Here is a 19,594-nt window from a genome sequence, read left to right as displayed (position 1 = left end):
TTTATTCGCTAAATATTTTATTGTGATACAATCATCCATCCATTATTATTAGTATAAAAGTGGGGGTGTTAGTTATGAAAAAATCAAGAGGAATTGCCTTAAAACTTTCTTCCCTTATAATAGGATTATTTCTTATTTTATTTTTATCCTATACTGTCATAACGGGGATTATTATAAAAAAGCAAAGTGTTGAAGACGCAGAGCATGGAACATTACAATCGGCTGAATCTTCTGCAGCTATTATGAGTGAAAGATTTAAGAAAGCCAATACGACATTACAAACAACAAAGCGTATCATAGAAAGCATGGAGAAGAATAATACGTTGTCTACCAAGGGTGTCATAGACGTAATGGAAAACAATTTAGCTAGCAATAATGACATTCTTGGAGTAGGAGCAATCTTTGAGCAAGATTCTATTATTTTAGAACCAACTGAAGCTGCTTTAGTAGATACTAAAAAACGTTTTATCCCTTATTTAAGTAAGAACGGAAATGATATCTCGACTGCTCTAATCGAAGGTATTGATGATAAGAGTATTTCTGAATGGTATTGGGTACCAAAAGAAGAGAGACGTGCAGTTTTGACAGAGCCCTATGATTATAATGTAAACGGCCAATCCGTATTAATGACAACCATTTCAGTGCCATTAATCAATGCTTCCGGGACATTTTTCGGTGTATTGACTGCCGATGTATCAATAGATTTTTTAAATGATTTAACAAAATCGAATGCCCCAGAAGGCGGTTATGCGGCAATTATTACGAATAAAGGTGTGCTAACAGCTAACAGTTTTGGTGATGAGCTAGTTGGGCGCAATATGCAAGAGGATCCTACTTGGACAAGTATTAGTAAGACAATGGAAAATGGTGAACTAACAAGTATGTACGTTGACTCTAATCAACTGAAGGAAAAGGCCTATAATGTTTTTGCTCCAATGATTTTAGAGGGTATTGACGAAACATGGACTGTTCAAGTCGTGTTAGCTGAATCAAAGATTCTAGAAACATATAATCATGTATTTGTATTTACGATTATTGCTTCCATTATTATGGTGGTTTTGATGACAGCTGCAAGTGTGTTATTCATCTATAAACAATTAAAACCACTTAAATTTTTACGTGCATCGATTGAAACTGCAGCCGAAGGGGATTTAACACAAAAGGTAGAAGAGCGATATATTAAGCCTGATGAAATTGGTGCAGTTGCTGTGGCCTATAATAATATGTTAGATAAAACCAATAGTGCGATTCAAACTGTACTAAATTCCGCGAGGTTATTGAACCAATCTTCTAATCAGGTAAATGAGGCATTTAATGAGGTAGTTGCTTCTAGTCAGGAGGTTTCCGTAGCTATCAACGAGATTGCACAAGGAGCTTCGAAGCAATCAGAGGATACAGAAGAAACAAATTATCGAATGATGGATTTATCAGATCAGATTGATGCTATTACGGCTCTTTCTAATGAAATGGATGAGCTATCTCATAAAACAGGTGTAACAACGGAAAAAGGATTGCATGAGGTTGAAAGTTTAAGAGAACGTAATATGGAGACAAATGAAATGAATGGGCGTATCCAGCAGCAAATGGAATCATTAGCTTCTAATATTGCCAATATTAATCAGATTATTGCTTCGATTCAAAGCATTACCGAGCAGACTAATCTGCTAGCTTTAAATGCAAGTATTGAGGCTGCACGTGCTGGTGAACATGGTAAAGGATTTGCTGTAGTTGCAGAGGAAGTTAGAAAGCTAGCAGAACAATCTAAGAATGAAACAGAAATTATTAAGAGTACAGTAGAAAGTATTCTTGAAAATTCTCAGCAGACGGTTGCTGTGATTGCATCTAATGCAGATTTAATGCAATCTCAAAATGAGTCCGTACAAAGCACGCAACTAGCATTTAAAGATAGCAGTGATTTGTCGGGTTCAATTGCAAATTCTATTAGTGATTTAATGAATAAACTATCTAGCATGTTAGAGCATAAAAATCAGGCAATCATGGCTATCCAAAGTATTTCGGCTATTTCAGAGCAAACAGCAGCCTCTGCGGAACAAGTAAGTGCTTCTGCAATGGATCAACAAGTAGAATTACAAAAAGTAGCAGAGTCTATTCAAAATATGAACGATATTTCAAACGAGCTACAAGAAGTTGTAAACCGATTTAAGCTTGCTTAAAAAGAAAGGCTGCCTTCAATATAGAGGCAGTCTTCTTTATGGTGAAAGCCGGAGAAATTGACCTAGAAGGAATTCAACACTACTATTAACACTGGAAGGGGGACATTGATATGATATATCTCGGAATGATTTTCTTTCAAATTGTTGTACCTATTTTAGTGTTACTTGTAATAGGCGCTATACTACAAAAGAAATTTCGCTTTAATTTAAAAGCATTGTCTCAGCTTATTACATATTGCTTTATGCCAGCAGCTGTTTTTGTAAATTTATATGAAACACATGTGGAATTAACTGTACTGGGAGAGGTCGGATTATTTATTGTACTCTTTATCGGTAGTCAAATGATACTCAGTCACTTTATGGCAAAAGGGTTAGGTTTAGCTAGAACAGAGGCAGCTGTCTTTAAAAATAGTGTTGTGCTCATTAACTCGGGTAATTACGGTATTCCAGTGGCTCAAATGATATTTGCCACGCAACCTATTGGAGTAGCCATTCAGGTCATGCTCGTAATCTTTCAAAATATGACTACGTATACATATGGTTTATACAATTTAATTTCTTCTACAAAGTCAGGTATGACAATCATCAAGGATTTCTTTAAAATGCCTATTATTCATGCGCTTATTATAGGTGTCGCTATGAATTATTTTGATATCGGTATTCCACAGTTTATCAAAATACCAGTAGAACATGTGGCAGATGGATTTATTGCTGTGGCTCTAATTACTTTAGGTGCGCAATTATCACAATTAGAGATGAAATCAATGTTTAATAAAACCGTCTTTATCAGCTGTTTGACGCGATTAATTATTGGACCATCTGTTGCATTGGCCATTATTTATATATTGGGATTAGATGGAGTCGTCGCACAATCACTGTTTATAGCTAGTGCTTTTCCAACATCCCGCAATAGTTCTAGTCTAGCATTGGAATATGATGTAGAATCAGCAACAGCCGCGCAAGCTGTTTTATTTTCAACCATTGTAAGCTGTATAACTGTAACCATTGTGATCTATTTTGCAGAAGTATTATTTACCTAGTAAGATAAAAAATAGCTTCCATCTCTTAGTATTATCTGCTACACTAGCATCAAACTAAATAGTATTAACTAGGGGAGTCTGATGAGTCAGGCTGAGAGGGAAACGCTACGAAGTTTCTTGACCCTTTGGACCTGATCTGGCTCATACCAGCGTGGGAAAGTTAAGAAGCTATTGCAGAGTATGCAATCAATAGACCTTTACATTCGTGGCCGGATCCAAATAATTATTTTGGATTCGGCCTTTATTTTTTGGATTGTTGGGGTGAGCTAGAATCGGTCCTTATATCAAAATAAATTTAAGGGAGAGAAGTAGCTCATGTCAGCAATTAGTGAAAAGAATATTACCATTATGTCCAGCTTTGAAGGAAGCAAAAAAGTATATGTGGAAGGATCACGCCCAGATATTCTAGTACCTATGCGAGAAATTGCATTAAGTCCGACAACAGGCAGTTTTGGAAATGAAGAAAATGCTCCTATTCGAGTATATGATACGAGTGGGCCCTATACAGATCCAGCCTACCAAGTAGATATTACGAAAGGTTTACCTGCCTTACGAAATGCATGGATTCAAGAGCGAGGGGATGTAGAAGCATATGAGGGACGCTCCATTAAACCGGAGGATAATGGCTTTCGTCATGTTGATGACCCGCGTATTCAAGAAAATGTCTTCCCTGAGTTGGCGAGAAAGCCTTTGCGTGCTAAAAAAGGTAAAAATGTGACACAGCTTCACTATGCACGAAAGGGAATTATAACGCCTGAAATGGAGTTTGTAGCGATTCGTGAAAATATGGATCCTGAATTTGTACGTTCAGAAATTGCAGCTGGGCGTGCTATAATGCCTTCTAATATTAATCACCCTGAGGCAGAGCCAATGATTATTGGGCGTAATTTTCATGTAAAGATCAATGCGAATATCGGGAATTCTGCTGTATCTTCTTCCATTGCAGAAGAAGTTGAGAAAATGACCTGGGCAACTCGATGGGGCGCAGATAATATTATGGATTTATCGACTGGTAAACATATTCATACAACTAGAGAATGGATTATTCGAAATGCTGCAGTGCCAGTGGGAACAGTGCCAATTTATCAGGCTTTAGAAAAGGTAAATGGTGTAGCAGAGGATTTAACGTGGGAGGTTTATCGTGATACTCTCATAGAACAAGCCGAGCAGGGTGTAGATTACTTCACCATTCATGCAGGTGTCCTTTTACGCTATGTACCACTAACAGCAAATCGTGTGACAGGTATTGTATCTCGAGGTGGCTCTATAATGGCACAGTGGTGTTTATATCATCATCAAGAGAATTTCCTGTATACACACTTTGAGGAAATCTGTGAAATTATGAAAGCCTATGATGTTGCTTTTTCCTTAGGTGATGGTTTACGCCCAGGCTCAATTGCAGATGCCAATGATGAGGCACAATTTGCAGAGCTTGAAACACTAGGCGAGCTAACACAGATTGCTTGGCAGCATGATGTTCAGGTAATGGTTGAGGGACCAGGTCATGTACCAATGCATCTGATTAAAGAAAACATGGACAAGCAATTAGAGGTTTGTAAGGAAGCGCCCTTCTATACATTAGGACCACTCACAACAGATATTGCTCCAGGCTATGACCACATTACATCAGCCATTGGGGCAGCCATGATTGGCTGGTTTGGTACAGCGATGCTTTGTTATGTGACACCGAAAGAGCATCTTGGTTTACCGAATCGCGAGGACGTTCGTGTGGGCGTTATCACTTATAAAATTGCTGCACATGCTGCTGATTTAGCAAAAGGTCATCCAGGTGCACAACAACGAGACGATGCACTGTCTAAAGCGCGCTTTGAGTTCCGTTGGCGTGATCAATTCAATCTGTCACTAGATCCCGAGCGTGCAGTGGAATATCATGATGAGACATTGCCAGCAGAGGGAGCAAAAACAGCACACTTTTGTTCTATGTGTGGGCCTAAATTCTGTAGCATGAGAATTTCACAGGATATTCGTAATTATGCGAAAGATAAGGATTTGAATACGACTGAAGCGATCCATCAAGGTATGAAAGAAAAGGCTGAGGAGTTTAAAAAAGCAGGCAGTCAAATTTACCAATAATGAAAGAAAAGGCTTATGTCAAAAAAATAGACATAGGCCTTTTCTTAATAAAAAAACTCCATGTGAATAGTGGATTCACATGGAGTAAAAGTTGGATTTGGATATCAATAATAAAGTGGAATATTAAACGTTTGTTGGTTGTTTTACATATGGATTTGTAAGGTCCATACCTTCTAAGGAAAGACCCATCGCTTTAGCGACACCTTCACCATATGCTGGGTCAGCTAGATAGCAGTGAAGGATGTGACGGCGTTTGATGAACTCTTCAACAGAAGCCATATCGTTCGCGGTATTTTCAAATAAGCGTTGCTGCTCTTCCGAAGTCAATAGACGGAATAGTTTACCTGGTTGTTCAAAGTAATTATTATCGTCTTCACGGAAATCATGAATACCTGCATGACCATCAATACGTAATTCAGGCTCTTTATGGTCTAAATTATGCTCCCACTCACCATAGCTATTTGGTTCATAGCTTAATGTCGAACCAAGATTGCCATCAAAGCGCATTGCTCCATCGCGATGGAAAGTACGGAATGGACATTTTGGTGCGTTGACAGGAAGCATATAGTGGTTTACACCAAGACGATAGCGTTGGGCATCGGCATATGCAAAGATACGACCTTGTAACATTTTATCTGGTGAGAAGCTGATGCCAGGAACAATGTTAGATGGTGCGAATGCAGCTTGTTCAACTTCTGCAAAGTAGTTGTCTGGATTTTTGTTTAACTCGAATTCACCTACAGGAATTAATGGGAAGTCTTTTTTATACCATACCTTTGTTAAATCAAATGGGTTGTATGGTAGCTCACGAGCTTGTTCCTCTGTCATTACCTGAATGTACATTTTCCATTTAGGGAAATCGCCTTTTTCAATTGCTTCATATAAATCACGTTGTGAAGATTCGCGGTCTTGACCAATAATCTCATTAGCCTCGGCACCAGTTAAGTTCTTAATGCCTTGCTCTGTACGGAAGTGGAATTTAACCCAAACACGTTCATTATTAGCATTGATAAAGCTATACGTATGAGAACCAAATCCGTGCATATTACGGTAACCAGCTGGAATACCACGGTCAGACATAACAATTGTCACTTGGTGAAGTGCTTCAGGTAATGAAGTCCAGAAATCCCAGTTAGAGTTGGCATTTTTCATATTTGTACGTGGGTCCCGTTTTACCACATGGTTTAAATCTGTAAAGTGTAACGGGTCACGGAAGAAGAATACAGGTGTATTGTTCCCTACTAAATCCCAGTTTCCATCTTCTGTATAGAATTTAAGGGCGAAGCCACGAATATCTCGCTCTGCATCTGCTGCACCACGCTCACCCGCTACTGTAGAGAAACGTGCGAACATTTCAGTTTTCTTGCCGATCTCTGAGAAGATTTTCGCTTTAGTATATTGTGAAATATCATGCGTTACAGTAAAAGTACCAAATGCACCTGAGCCCTTTGCGTGCATACGACGTTCTGGAATTACTTCACGGTTGAAATTTGCTAGTTTTTCAACTAACCATACATCCTGAAGTAAAAGAGGGCCACGTGGACCTGCTGACATAGAGTCATGGTTACTTACTACTGGAGCACCACCTGCTGTTGTAAAGCGACGGCTACGATCATTTGCGTTTGTCATATTAGTTTACCTCCTGAAAAAAATGTGAGTCAAACTCTTCGTCTATAACTATAACAAATATAAAATAGAATTGCTAGTACATTATAATAATTATCGTTAAAGAATTTTTATATTTAAGTATAAACTATAAATATATGCGCTAGACATAGGGTTTATACATAGTTTTTAACTTAAATTTATTTTATTTAATCTCAATTTTATAGATAATTGTCATATTAAGATCAAGATAATGACATCATGATAAAATCTTTATTGAAAATAAAATCAACTAATTGAAAATTAATCTTTTAATTTTTTCTATATCGGTTAGGCGTAATACCAATTTGTTGCTTAAATAATTTTATGAAATAATTTGGATCATCAAAACCGTTTAAATGAGCGATTTCGCTAATAGCAAAATCTGTTTCTCGCAGCATTTTTGTGGCATGATGAATTCTTACTTGCTGTAAATAGCGCTTAAATGGCAAGCCTTGTTTTCTTGAGAAAATTGTACTTAAATAATTGGGGCTTATTCCAAGCTTATGAGCGACAAAGGGAAGAGACAGTGCGCTATCTTTAAATTGTTGATCAATTATTTCTATAGCTAGTTCAACATAATCAGCTCGTTTCTCTATTCGAGCTTCCCTTGCTAACTCAATTAATGTCTGCGTGAAAGAAATAATCCCATTGAGTATCGTATAAAATATAGGATGCTCAATGATTAAATGAAATAGCTGACGGTAGTGTTGTTCGATAACCGCTTTTTCATGTAATTTATATTTCAGCATAAAGCGTCTAATTTGTGCTAAGACACTCGTCAAATGAATGCGTAAATCGTCTTGCTCATAATATATGCCTTCATTAGAAAGCCGATATAAAAATGTTTTAACGGCCTCTAGGTTTCCATCTTCCAAACTACTTATTAGTAATTGTTGCTCTTCTGGTGTCAGTAAGGGATCAAAGGGCTGAGTTTCATATTGTTTGCTCGCATAAAAAATATGGCCAAAGCCCTCATAAAAACTTTGATGTAGTGCACGCTTTGTTAATGTATACATAGTTTTAATGGTTGTAGGTTTTCCATCATATATGCCGATATTTAAAGAACTATTACTAATCAAACGCCATTCCTTCATAAGTGTACGTACATCTTTTTCCACAATCCTTATATCATTTGTTTGAAAAAGACATACGATTCTATTAGATAGAGGGTAGGTTTTCATATGAAAGTGAATCGGTGTTTGTTGAAGCCAATTGTAAAGCTTATTGAAGGTTTCAGTATGCTCGGGTTCAATCATTGTGAAATGTAATGTTGTCTCAATTGAACTTGATTTATTATCTAAAAATAATTGATTATAAAAGGAATCGTTTGTAGTCTCTTGAGCATCTTCTGTAATCTGTGGTGTGCGAAGAGAAATGGTTGTGAGTTTTTTCTTTAATAGCTCTAAATCAATAGGCTTCACAAAAAGATGAGCCACTTGTAAATCAATTGCCTTCAAAGCATTTTTAAATAATGGCTCAGTTGTCATTGCTAAAATGGCACCAGAAAGCTTTTGTATATCGCGATAAAGAGCTGCTAAGCGATTATTAGGAAATATATCGATATTTAACAGTATGGCATCAGGTTCAAATTGTTTAATGCTATGAGACACCTCTGAAATACTTGTACACATTTCAATAAAAACATCTCCAGGGAAATATGTATGTAAAAACCACTTTATTCCTGCTAGGTCGGTCGGATCGCGATCAATTAATAACAGCTTCATACCATCAGCCCTTCTTAAAATATTCTAGTTTCATACAAAAGTACGGTTATATTAATAAAAATAACATAGTAATCTGAAAAAAGTCTTGTTTTCTCTATTAAAATTCTCTATATTCTGAAAAAGGTAGTTAGTACAATGTAAATAGAGTAATTGATCATCAGCAGAAGCCAACTTTTGTTATGAAAACGCTTAAAAAGTTTGAGGCTGATGTTTTCATATTACGAAAATATGAATGAAGATAATTTATTTACATAGCCATATAGGGAATAGGGGGATGTCATGTGAAGTCAATCATCGAGCTTGATGGCACTACATTAACAAGACAACAAATAGAGGAAATCGTGAAGGGGCAAGCAACAGTTGCACTTGCTACAGAGAGTTTGGAACGTATTCGTTTAAGTAGAGAGCGTATCGAAAAGCGTTTAGCTGAAGGCCAAACAATTTATGGTGTGAATACAGGGTTTGGTAAACTCAGCAATATAAAAATTGAAGAAGAAGACATTGAGCTATTGCAGCTAAATTTATTACGATCAGATGCAACCGGTGTTGGTGAACCATTCCCAACAGATGTTGTACGTGCAATGATGGTGTTACGTGCCAATGCTTTGGCCAGAGGATTTTCTGGCATTCGTGAGGAAACTGTCCAACTATTGTTGAATCTTATTAATAAAGGTGTTCATCCAATTGTTCCGTCACAAGGTTCAGTAGGAGCGAGTGGTGATTTAGCGCCTTTATCACATTTGGCATTAGTGTTAGTGGGAGAAGGAAAGGCTGAGTTTAACGGAGAAATCATGAGTGGTAGTGACGCGCTAAAGCAAGCAGGATTAACCCCTGTTAGACTTCAAGCTAAAGAGGGGCTAGCATTAGTTAACGGTACACAAGCTATGACGGGTATAGGTGTATTAACGGTCAATGAAGCTGAACGAATCGGTCTTGCAGCGGATATGGCTGCTAGCTTAACACTGGAAGCTTTAAAGGGCATTACCTCGGCATTTGATCCAGCACTTTTAGCAGTAAGACCACATCCAGAGTTAGAACTAGTGGGCGGGCGTATTCGTAAGTGGCTCGATGGCAGTAAACGTGTGACAAAGCAGGGTGAAATTCGCATGCAGGATGCTTATTCACTACGTTGTATACCGCAAGTACATGGTGCTTCTTGGCAGTCATTTTTCTACGCACAGGACCGTGTTCAAACAGAAATGAATGCAACAACTGATAATCCAATCGTTTTAGAAAGCGGGGAGGTTTTATCGGGTGGGCATTTCCATGGACAGCCAATAGCTTTGGCAATGGACTTTTTGAAAATAGGTGTATGTGAGTGGGCCAATATTTCAGAACGACGTACAGAACGTATGGTAAACCCTCAACTTAATGAAGGGCTACCACCGTTTCTAGCAACAAACCCTGGGATTGAATGTGGGCTTATGATTGCTCAATATACAGCAGCCTCTATTGTCTCAGAAAATAAAGTTTTAGCACATCCTTCGAGTGTGGATTCTATTCCTACATCAGGTAACCAAGAGGATCATGTAAGTATGGGAACAACTTCGGCACGTCAAGTACGTCAGATTGTTCACAACGCTGCTCGCGTTATAGCTATCGAATTGATTTGTGCATCTCAGGCTATTCATTTAGACAAGGCAGAAGAGCAATTATCTCCTACTACAAGTAAATTCTTAAAGAAAGTGCGTGAATTTTGTCCACCATTACTAGCCGATCAACCAATTGGCGATGAAATTGAAGCATTGGCGAAATATTTACTATTAAGTAATGATTTAGTAAATGAGTATGTGTAAATTGGTTTAAGTTTTGATATGAAAGAGCAAAGGCGTCGCTCGGTTTATACACCGAGTAGCCTCTGCTTTGAAAATATTTATATGTATTTAAGTCTGAATATTCAGTTATTAATAGCTTTAGACAGCAACATTCACATTTTTTTAATAGGAAAAGGAGCGTGTTTTTAATGGTATTTAAGACAGATATTCGTGCACCACGTGGAAATGAACTAACATGTAAGGGATGGACACAGGAAGCAGCAATGCGTATGTTAATGAACAATCTTGACCCAGAGGTAGCAGAGAATCCAGATGAACTGATTGTTTATGGGGGTATTGGTAAGGCTGCTCGTAACTGGGAAAGCTATGAACAAATCATTGCATCTTTGAAAGAATTAGAGAATGATGAGACTCTATTAATCCAATCTGGAAAGCCAGTAGCTGTATTCCGTACACATGAGCATTCCCCTCGAGTGTTGATTGCCAATTCAAACCTTGTACCAGCATGGGCAAATTGGGATCACTTTTATGAATTAGAAGAAAGAGATTTAATGATGTATGGTCAAATGACTGCTGGGAGTTGGATTTATATTGGTGCTCAAGGAATTTTACAAGGAACTTATCTGTCCTTTGTAGAAGCAGGCAAAAAGGTATTTGGCACTGCTGATTTACGTGGTAAATTCATCCTTACAGGTGGTATGGGCGGTATGAGTGGTGCACAGCCATTAGCAGGGAAAATGGCTGGTGCTGTAATCTTAGTTGTTGAAGTTGAACGTGCTCGCATTGAACGTAAAATCAAAGAAGGTTACTGTGATTATATTGTAGAAACTGTAGATGAAGCAATTGCATTAGTTAATAAATTACGTGACCAAAATGAGCCAGCATCCATTGGCCTTGTTGGTAACTGTGCTGATGTTAATCGTGAGTTGTTGAATCGTGGAATTATTCCAGATTTTGTGACAGACCAAACATCTGCGCATGATCCGATTAATGGTTATGTACCTAATGGCATGACCTTTGAAGAAGCGCTAAAACTTCGCAAAGAGGATGTAAAAACATATGAGCGTAAAGCAAAAGAAACAATGGCAGAGCATGTTCGTACAATGCTAGAGTTCCAAGAGGCAGGCGCAGAAGTATTTGATTATGGGAATAACATTCGTGCCTATGCCAAAGAAATGGGTGTGACAAATGCCTTTGATTTCCCAGGCTTTGTACCAGCGTATATTCGTCCGTTATTCTGTGAAGGAAAGGGCCCATTCCGTTGGGCGGCGCTTTCAGGAAACCCTGAGGATATATATAAAACAGATGCACTGGCAAAAGAGATGTTTGCTGAAGATGAGGGTCTAGTCAATTGGATTGATATGGCACAAAAAATGGTGAAATGGCAAGGGCTACCTGCACGCATTTGCTGGTTGGGTTATGGTGATCGTCATCGTTTTGCATTAAAGGTCAATGAAATGGTTGCAAATGGTGAATTATCAGCACCAATTGTCTTTGGTCGCGATCACTTAGATTCAGGTTCTGTAGCATCACCAAATCGTGAAACAGAAGGAATGCTAGATGGTTCGGATGCGGTATCGGATTGGCCAATTTTAAATGCTCTTGTTAATACTGCGAGTGGTGCAAGCTGGGTAAGCGTACACCATGGTGGTGGTGTAGGAATGGGTTATTCACAGCATGCAGGTCAAGTCTTAGTAGCAGATGGATCAGAGCTTGCCGCTGAAAAAATTGCACGTGTATTAGTTTCAGACCCTGGAATGGGCGTTGCTCGTCATGCTGATGCAGGCTACGATATTGCTATCAATACAGCAAAAAACAAAGGTGTCCATATACCAATGTTAAAGGGTGATGTGAAGTGACCATTCTAATAAAAAATGCAAATGAAGTAATTACCTTGAAAAGTAATGTACAAGGACCACGTACAAAAGAACAAATGCAGGAAATTGCAGTAATAGAATATGGCAGTGTTCTAATTGAAGAAGAGCGTATTGTAGCAGTAGGAGCGTATGAGCAACTAGAAGCTGACTTCCCAGAATTAATAAAGAAGGCAGAAACGATTGATGCTACTGGTAAGATTGTTATGCCTGGCTTAGTGGATTGTCATACACATTTGGTGCATGGTGGAACACGCGAGCAAGAGTTTAATATGAGATTAAATGGTTCTACCTATATGGAAATCATGAATGCAGGCGGTGGCATTCATGCTACAACAAAGCGTACACGAGAAACAAGCTTTGATGAATTATATGTAAAAACGATGCAGCATTTAGATGTATTTTTAAAGCATGGTGTAACAACAGTTGAAGCAAAATCAGGGTATGGCTTGGACTGGGAAACGGAAAAGAAACAGCTAGAGGTCGCAAAAGAATTACAAGCTGCACATCATATTGATGTCATTAGCACGTTTATGGGAGCCCATGCAGTTCCTCGTGATTATAAGGGGCGTGAGGATGAATTTGTGGATGTGGTGGTCAATGAGATGCTGCCAAAAGTAGCAGAACTAGAGTTGGCTGAATTTAATGATGTATTTTGTGAAAAAGGCGTCTTTACACCCGAACAATCACGACGCATTTTAGAGGCTGGAAAAGCACTAGGCTTAACCCCAAAAATACATGCGGATGAAATCGAACCTTATCAAGGCGCCGAGCTGGCTGCGGAAGTAGAGGCCATTTCTGCGGAGCATTTGTTAGTTGCTTCTGATAAGGGAATTCGAAAAATGGCTGAAGCGGGTACAATTGCTGTATTGCTGCCAGGTACTGCATTCTTTTTACGTGCACCTTTTGCAAGAGGGCGTCTAATGATTGACGAGGGAGTGCCTGTGGCGATATCAACAGACTTTAACCCTGGGTCATCCCCAACAATGAGCCTACCCTTCATTATGAATTTAGCTTGCATGCATATGGGTATGACATTGGAGGAAGTATTAACGGCAACAACAATTAATGCAGCATATGCCCTAAATCGAGGCGAGCAAATTGGTTCCCTTGAAGCACATAAAAAAGCTGACGTACTTATCCTTGATGTTGCTAATTACAAGCAACTGCAATATTTCTACGGCATGAATCATACACATACAGTAATCAAAAATGGGCAAGTTGTTGTACAAAACGGAATTCTGCTGAAAGATCAATAATAATAATGGGCATAAATAAGGCGGAGTAGCTTTATTTATGCTTTTTTTTATAAATTAGTTGCAAATGCTTTGATGAAAGATTATAATTCTAATAAATAGTAATTATAGAATTACAAATTACTTGAACCTTGTAATTATAGAAGGGGTTATACAATGACAAAATTTCGTACCGAAGAAGAAGTGCTTGCACATTATGATTCTTCAAAATATCAAACACCCGATGGATATACCGCAGATATTGCTATTTTTACAATTACCTCAGAGAAAACAGAGGAAAAAGCACCGCCAAACATGACGCTAAAGATTATGTTAATTAAGCGTGCTACTAGGGATGCTGAAGGAAATCCCAATATTGAAGGAGGAAAATGGGCACTTCCTGGGGGCTTTGTAGATGCAAATCAAAAAGAAACTGCCTTTATCGCAGCAAAGAGAGAATTAAAAGAAGAAACAAATGTAGAGGGTTTACATGTTCAACATTTTGGTGTTTATGATGAGATCGATCGAGATCCACGTGGTTGGATGATTTCAAATGCATTTTATGCCATTGTTCCTGAGACATATATTGAGCAACGTCAAGCGAATGATGATGCAGACGATGTAGAACTGTTTGATATAGAAAGTGTATTTACGCTTCCATTAGCTTTCGATCACCGAAAAATCATTTCCGATGCGTTGCATTTTATTAAAAGGGATATGATTCAGACAACTGTTGCTAAAAACTTTTTACCACAAGAGTTTACATTATCAGAATTGCAACGAGTACTTCTAACAGTTGGAGAAGATCCACGAATCTCTAACGATTCCGTATTCTTTACAAAAGCACCTAAATTACCATTTATCGAAAAAGCATTGGATGAAGAAGGAAAACCAAAGAAAACAAAAAGAAATTCGTTCCGGCCTTCCCAGCTCTATACATTTAATGATTTCGAAATGGTAGAGTCTATATATCATTAGGAAAGATCCGTCTTTCCTGATTATTTTAAAGAAAGTAATTTGTAATTTAAGTATTACTAATTAAAAACTGGAGTGATGAAATGATGAAAAAGCGTGCATTAATTAATATTGATTATACAGTGGATTTCGTAGCGACGGATGGGGCTCTTACTTGCGGAGAGCCTGGGCAATTGCTCGAACGTGCAAATGTTGATTTAACAAAGGAGTTTATTAAGAGGGGGGATTTTACAGTATTTGCGATAGATGTTCATGAAAAGGGAGATGTTTATCATCCAGAAACAAAGCTATTCCCACCTCATAATATTCGTCATACAGAAGGTAGAGAGTTATATGGTGCATTAAACTCATTATATGAAGAAAATAAAGACCAAGATTTCGTCTATTACATTGATAAAACGCGTTATTCTGCTTTTGCAGGAACAGATTTAGAATTGAAATTGCGTGAAAGAGGAATTGCTGAGCTGCATTTAATCGGCGTTTGTACAGATATTTGTGTTCTTCATACAGCAGTAGATGCTTATAATAAAGGGTTCGATATCGTCATTCATAAAAATGCTGTCGCCTCCTTTAATGAAGCTGGACATGAGTGGGCGTTAAATCATTTCGAGCATACTCTAGGTGCCACTATTATTTGACATGAATGGAGGGGAAAATATGAAATATGTAGATGATAGTTTCATGTTACACACGGATCTATACCAAATTAATATGGTTCAAACTTATTGGCAAGATGGTGTTCATCAACGTAAAGCTGTTTTCGAACTATATTTTAGAAAGCTTCCATTTGGCAATGGCTATGGAGTTTTCGCTGGATTGAAAAAAGTGATTGAGTTTATTAATAACTTTGGTTTCTCTCAAAGCGATATTCAATATTTACGAGAAGAGGGGAAGTATCCCGAGGAATTTCTTGAATACCTAAAAGAACTTAAATTTACAGGGACAATTAAGGGGATGAGAGAGGGAGAATTGGTCTTTGCAAACGAGCCTATCCTGCGAATTGAAGCACCATTAGCAGAGGCTCAATTAATTGAAACGCCGTTGTTAAATATCGTTAATTACCAAACCCTGATTGCAACAAAAGCTTCACGTATCAAACAAGTGACGGGTGAGGATGTTGTAATGGAATTTGGAACCCGCCGCGCACACGAATTTGATGCTGCTATTTGGGGAACTCGTGCTGCTTATATAGGCGGATTCTCTGCAACAAGCAATGTAAGAGCAGGAAAATTATTCGGTATTCCTGTGTCAGGAACACATGCCCATGCGATGATTCAAACCTATCGAGATGAATATACTGCGTTTAAAAAATACGCAGCAGCCCATAAAGACTGTGTTTTCCTAGTAGATACTTATGACACACTACGTTCTGGTGTTCCGAATGCTATCCGCGTAGCGAAGGAGCTAGGGAATCAAATTAATTTTATTGGTATCCGTTTAGACAGTGGAGATTTAGCCTATCTCTCAAAACAGGCAAGGAAAATGCTAGATGATGCAGGATTTACTGCAACTAAAATTATGGCTTCGAATGATTTGGATGAATATACAATTATGCATTTAAAGTCACAAGGGGCGCAAATTGATGCTTGGGGAATCGGAACTAAGCTGATTACAGCCTATGATCAAGCAGCTCTTGGTGGAGTATACAAATTAGTTGCAATAGAAAACGAAAGTGGAGAACTAGTTGATACCATTAAAATTTCAGCAAATCCTGAGAAAGTGACTACACCTGGACGTAAACGTGTTTACCGTATTATTAATGCAGAGAATGGTCATGCTGAAGGAGATTATATTGCGTTAGATAATGAAAACATACAGCAAGAAGAAAGATTGAAAATGTTCCACCCTATTCATACGTATATTAGTAAATTTGTTACAAATTTTACGGCGAAAGAGTTACATGAAAGTATTATAGAAAATGGAAATATTGTTTATGAGGAGCCAACTATTCAAGAAATACAAAAATATGTACAGGAAAACTTACATTTATTGTGGTGTGAGTATAAACGAACAATGAATCCTGAAGAATATCCTGTCGATTTAAGTCAAGTATGTTGGGACAATAAAATGGCAAGCATACAGGCAATAAAAGAAAAGGTTTCACAACGTATTTAAAAGTAACTGCTAGGAGGTAGAGACGATGGCGAGAATAGGTATTTATGGTTCATCATTTGATCCTATTACCAATGTCCATCTTTGGACAGCAAGCACTGTAGCACATCGGTGTAAGTTAGATAAGGTTATTTTTTTGCCTTGTTCAAATAAACGCAAAGATAAAACCATCAAAACAGCTGATACACATCGTTGGAATATGCTTCAGTTAGCTATTGCTAAGGACGATCGTTTTATCGCAGATTCCTATGAAATGGATCAAGAAGGCTGGAATATCTACACATATGACACTATGAAATACTTTAGAGAGAAGAACCCAGAGGATGAGGTGCATTTTATTATGGGTGCTGATTTACTAGTGGATATTGGTGCGGGTTTATGGAAAAAGGGCGACGCATTAGTAGCGGAGAATAAATTTATTGTAATGGCACGACACGGCATTGATATGCTCTCAACCATTAGTCGTTCTCCGATTTTAAGAAATAATGATGATGGAAGATTTCATCTTATAGATAAAGGGCTAGCGATGGAAATTAGCTCTACCTATATTCGAGAAGAATTCGCAATGGGAGGAGAACCGAGATACCTCTTGCCTACTGCTTGTTACAACTATATTAAAGAACATCATCTTTACCAAAAATAAAATAGTGAAGCTATCATTATAAGTGTGGATGACTACCACACTTATTTTAATTTTGAAAAGATGGTGAATTTTATCATATAGAGCTCAGGGTAAGCTATAATAAAAATAGTAATGAAGTACAATTTTTTGCTGTCAATTTTTAATAATGATTAATGTTAGAAAGGAATTCATGAATGTGCAGCTTACATTAACATTTCTTATTTTAGGAGCAACAATTTTCGCATTTGTGACCAATAAAATACGAGCAGATCTTGTAGCAATTGTGTCACTATTAGCATTTGTCATTATGGATATTTTGACGCCCTCGGAGGCATTAGCTGGTTTTTCAAACTCTGTAGTTTTAATGATTGCAGGGTTATTTGTCGTGGGTGCAGGGATTTTACGTACGGGCCTGGCAGGCATGGCGGGGCAACTCTTACTAAAATGGTCAGGCAATAGTGAGCTGAAGTTATTTGTGCTACTGCTTATTATTGTAGGATCGGTTGGTGCATTTATGAGTAATACGGGTACTGTCGCCTTAATGATGCCAATCGTTGTAAGTATAGCAATAAGTATGAAAGTCAGCCCTTCTAAATTTCTACTACCACTCTCCTATGTAGCAAGTCTTTCTGGTCTGATGACACTGATTGCGTCCCCAACCAATTTAATTGTCAGTCAGTTATTGGTTGATCGAGGCTATAACAAACTTGGCTTTTTTGAAGTAACTCCTATTGGTATCGTGGGGATGATTGCTGGCATTTCCTATTTAGTACTTGTAAGAAATATTTTATTACCAAAGGATCAAAACCGTACACAGACTAATGAAGGCTATAAACTTTCACCGAAAAAAATTATTAAACAATATGATTTAAATAATCGTCTATTTAAAATCTCCGTCCCTGAGGAGTCACCTATTATTGAAACATCGTTAGCGGAATTAAAACTACCAGCTAAGTATATGCTTTGTATGATGAAAATTCATAGGAAATCACAGGAGGGCATTAATTTACTACCGATGACTTATCAAGAAATGGCAGGACCAACTAGTGTCATTCATGCCAAGGATGAGTTATATGTTCAAGGAGAAATAGAGGATATTCGGCGTTTTGTTGAGGATTATCATCTTGAGATGCAAGGATTAGTTGAAGGAGAAGCCGATGAATTGGTATCGAAGCATCTGGGTATTGCAGAGGTATTGCTTACCCCGAATTCGAGCTTTATCAATGAAACGGTTAGTTCCCTTGGGTTCCGGGAAAAATACAATCTAAATATCATTGGTATTAATCGTAAGGGTGGTTACAAGCTTCAGGATATGGTGTCTCACAAATTAAAATTTGGGGACGCAATATTAGTACAGGGAGCATGGGATGAAATTCTTTTGTTAGCAAGAGAAACGCAAGATGTCGTGGTTGTAGGACAGCCGAAAGAACACGCAAGTGTGGCAGCAGCTACAGGCAAAGCTGGAATTGCGGGGATTATTATGTTATTCATGATTATTTTGATGGCATTTGAAGTTTTTCCTGCTGTCATTTCTGTGATGATTGGTGCTGTACTTATGATTTTAACAGGCTGCTTGAGAAACATGGAAGATGCCTATAGCAATATGAATTTTGAAAGTATTGTATTAGTAGCTGCCATGTTACCAATGGCGACAGCGTTAGAAAAAACAGGAGGCATGACCATTTTATCTGATGGTATTATTAATGCTTTAGGTGGTTTCGGACCATACGGTGTACTCATAGGAGTTTATATTTTGACAGCTATTTTCGGTCAATTTATTAGTAATACGGCAACTGCTGTATTGTTTGCACCCATTGCCATGAGTGCAGCCATTGCAATGGAGGTTAGTCCCACAACATTTATGATTGCAGTCGCAGTTGCAGCAAGTATGGCATTTGCTACGCCAATTGCTTCCCCTACGAATGCACTGGTAATGACAGCGGGGGGCTATAAATTTATGGATTTCGTAAGAATAGGGGTTCCGTTACAGCTTGTTATGTTTATTGTGATGATGATAGCCATCCCGTTCTTTTTCCCATTTTAAAAACTCGGTTTCTTTACCGAGTTTTTTGTTTTTTTAAAGATCTATTATTTTTTTGTAGGAAATTATGATAAAATTATTTTCTAGTTCATGGTCTAATATTGAACTAGCTTGTGAATAGATTTGTTAGTTATTAATATAGGAAGTTTTACTTTGGTAATAAAAAAAATAAAGTTTTTTATTAAAAAGTGTTGACCTTTTAAAAATAAGGGTGTAGTATTATACAAGTCGCCAGGGTGACACGCTAAAATAAAGCAAAACATGAACCTTGAAAACTGAAC

General features: G+C 37.8%; 13 protein-coding genes and 1 riboswitch. Of the genes, 11 read left to right on the top strand and 2 right to left on the bottom strand.

Translation table 11 applies throughout. From position 1 onward, the window contains the following. Window positions 1-74: 74 nt before the first annotated feature. The 3 genes from C7B89_RS01605 to thiC all read left to right on the top strand — a co-directional run bounded on the left by C7B89_RS01605 (window position 75) and on the right by thiC (window position 5,308). Window positions 75-2,174, top strand: coding sequence for a methyl-accepting chemotaxis protein (locus C7B89_RS01605; RefSeq protein WP_115673046.1), 2,100 nt, complete (start codon window positions 75-77; stop codon window positions 2,172-2,174). Between the two features lie 110 nt (window positions 2,175-2,284). Then, window positions 2,285-3,214 carry an AEC family transporter gene (locus tag C7B89_RS01600; protein ID WP_115673045.1) on the top strand — a complete coding sequence of 310 codons (930 nt, stop codon included), beginning with the start codon at window positions 2,285-2,287 and terminating at the stop codon, window positions 3,212-3,214. Between the two features lie 60 nt (window positions 3,215-3,274). Next, window positions 3,275-3,389: riboswitch (TPP riboswitch) on the top strand. A 140-nt stretch (window positions 3,390-3,529) separates the two neighbouring features. After that, window positions 3,530-5,308 carry a phosphomethylpyrimidine synthase ThiC gene (gene thiC, locus C7B89_RS01595; protein WP_048390718.1) on the top strand — a complete coding sequence of 593 codons (1,779 nt, stop codon included), beginning with the start codon at window positions 3,530-3,532 and terminating at the stop codon, window positions 5,306-5,308. Window positions 5,309-5,431: 123 nt separating this feature from the next. Here thiC and C7B89_RS01590 read toward each other — a convergent pair whose 3' ends face one another. Next, a complete protein-coding gene (locus C7B89_RS01590) occupies window positions 5,432-6,937 on the bottom strand; it encodes a catalase (RefSeq protein WP_048390717.1) in 1,506 nt (501 codons plus the stop codon). 287 nt (window positions 6,938-7,224) lie between these two features. After that, window positions 7,225-8,679 carry a response regulator transcription factor gene (locus C7B89_RS01585; protein WP_115673044.1) on the bottom strand — a complete coding sequence of 485 codons (1,455 nt, stop codon included), beginning with the start codon at window positions 8,677-8,679 and terminating at the stop codon, window positions 7,225-7,227. 281 nt (window positions 8,680-8,960) lie between these two features. On the opposite strand from C7B89_RS01585, the gene hutH reads away from it, so the two are divergent. From hutH to C7B89_RS01545, 8 genes are all read left to right on the top strand, one after another. Continuing rightward, window positions 8,961-10,475, top strand: a complete 1,515-nt coding sequence (hutH, locus tag C7B89_RS01580) for a histidine ammonia-lyase (protein WP_115673043.1) — start codon at window positions 8,961-8,963, stop codon at window positions 10,473-10,475. 167 nt (window positions 10,476-10,642) lie between these two features. Further along, the gene (gene hutU / locus C7B89_RS01575; RefSeq protein WP_004233805.1) at window positions 10,643-12,313 is read left to right on the top strand and encodes a urocanate hydratase; all 1,671 of its coding nucleotides are present in this window, start codon (window positions 10,643-10,645) and stop codon (window positions 12,311-12,313) included. Next, window positions 12,310-13,587 carry an imidazolonepropionase gene (hutI, locus tag C7B89_RS01570; RefSeq protein ID WP_115673042.1) on the top strand — a complete coding sequence of 426 codons (1,278 nt, stop codon included), beginning with the start codon at window positions 12,310-12,312 and terminating at the stop codon, window positions 13,585-13,587. Before hutU ends, hutI begins: the two co-directional genes overlap by 4 nt. 153 nt (window positions 13,588-13,740) lie before the next feature. Beyond that, window positions 13,741-14,541 carry an NUDIX domain-containing protein gene (locus C7B89_RS01565; protein WP_048390712.1) on the top strand — a complete coding sequence of 267 codons (801 nt, stop codon included), beginning with the start codon at window positions 13,741-13,743 and terminating at the stop codon, window positions 14,539-14,541. Between the two features lie 80 nt (window positions 14,542-14,621). Next, entirely contained in the window at window positions 14,622-15,176 is a 555-nt protein-coding gene (locus tag C7B89_RS01560) for a cysteine hydrolase family protein (RefSeq protein ID WP_066038077.1), read from the top strand. A gap of 19 nt (window positions 15,177-15,195) precedes the next feature. Next, a complete protein-coding gene (locus C7B89_RS01555) occupies window positions 15,196-16,653 on the top strand; it encodes a nicotinate phosphoribosyltransferase (RefSeq protein ID WP_054548939.1) in 1,458 nt (485 codons plus the stop codon). 25 nt (window positions 16,654-16,678) lie between these two features. Further along, a complete protein-coding gene (gene nadD, locus C7B89_RS01550) occupies window positions 16,679-17,293 on the top strand; it encodes a nicotinate-nucleotide adenylyltransferase (protein WP_048390705.1) in 615 nt (204 codons plus the stop codon). A 169-nt stretch (window positions 17,294-17,462) separates the two neighbouring features. After that, window positions 17,463-19,316: an SLC13 family permease gene (locus tag C7B89_RS01545; RefSeq protein ID WP_115673041.1), complete on the top strand. Its 1,854-nt coding sequence runs from the start codon at window positions 17,463-17,465 to the stop codon at window positions 19,314-19,316. Window positions 19,317-19,594: the final 278 nt, after the last annotated feature.

Source organism: Lysinibacillus capsici, from assembly GCF_003367505.1.
GTDB lineage: Bacteria > Bacillota > Bacilli > Bacillales_A > Planococcaceae > Lysinibacillus > Lysinibacillus capsici.
The sequence above is the reverse complement of the archived record's forward strand: the minus strand, read 5'-3'. Positions and strand labels throughout refer to the sequence as shown.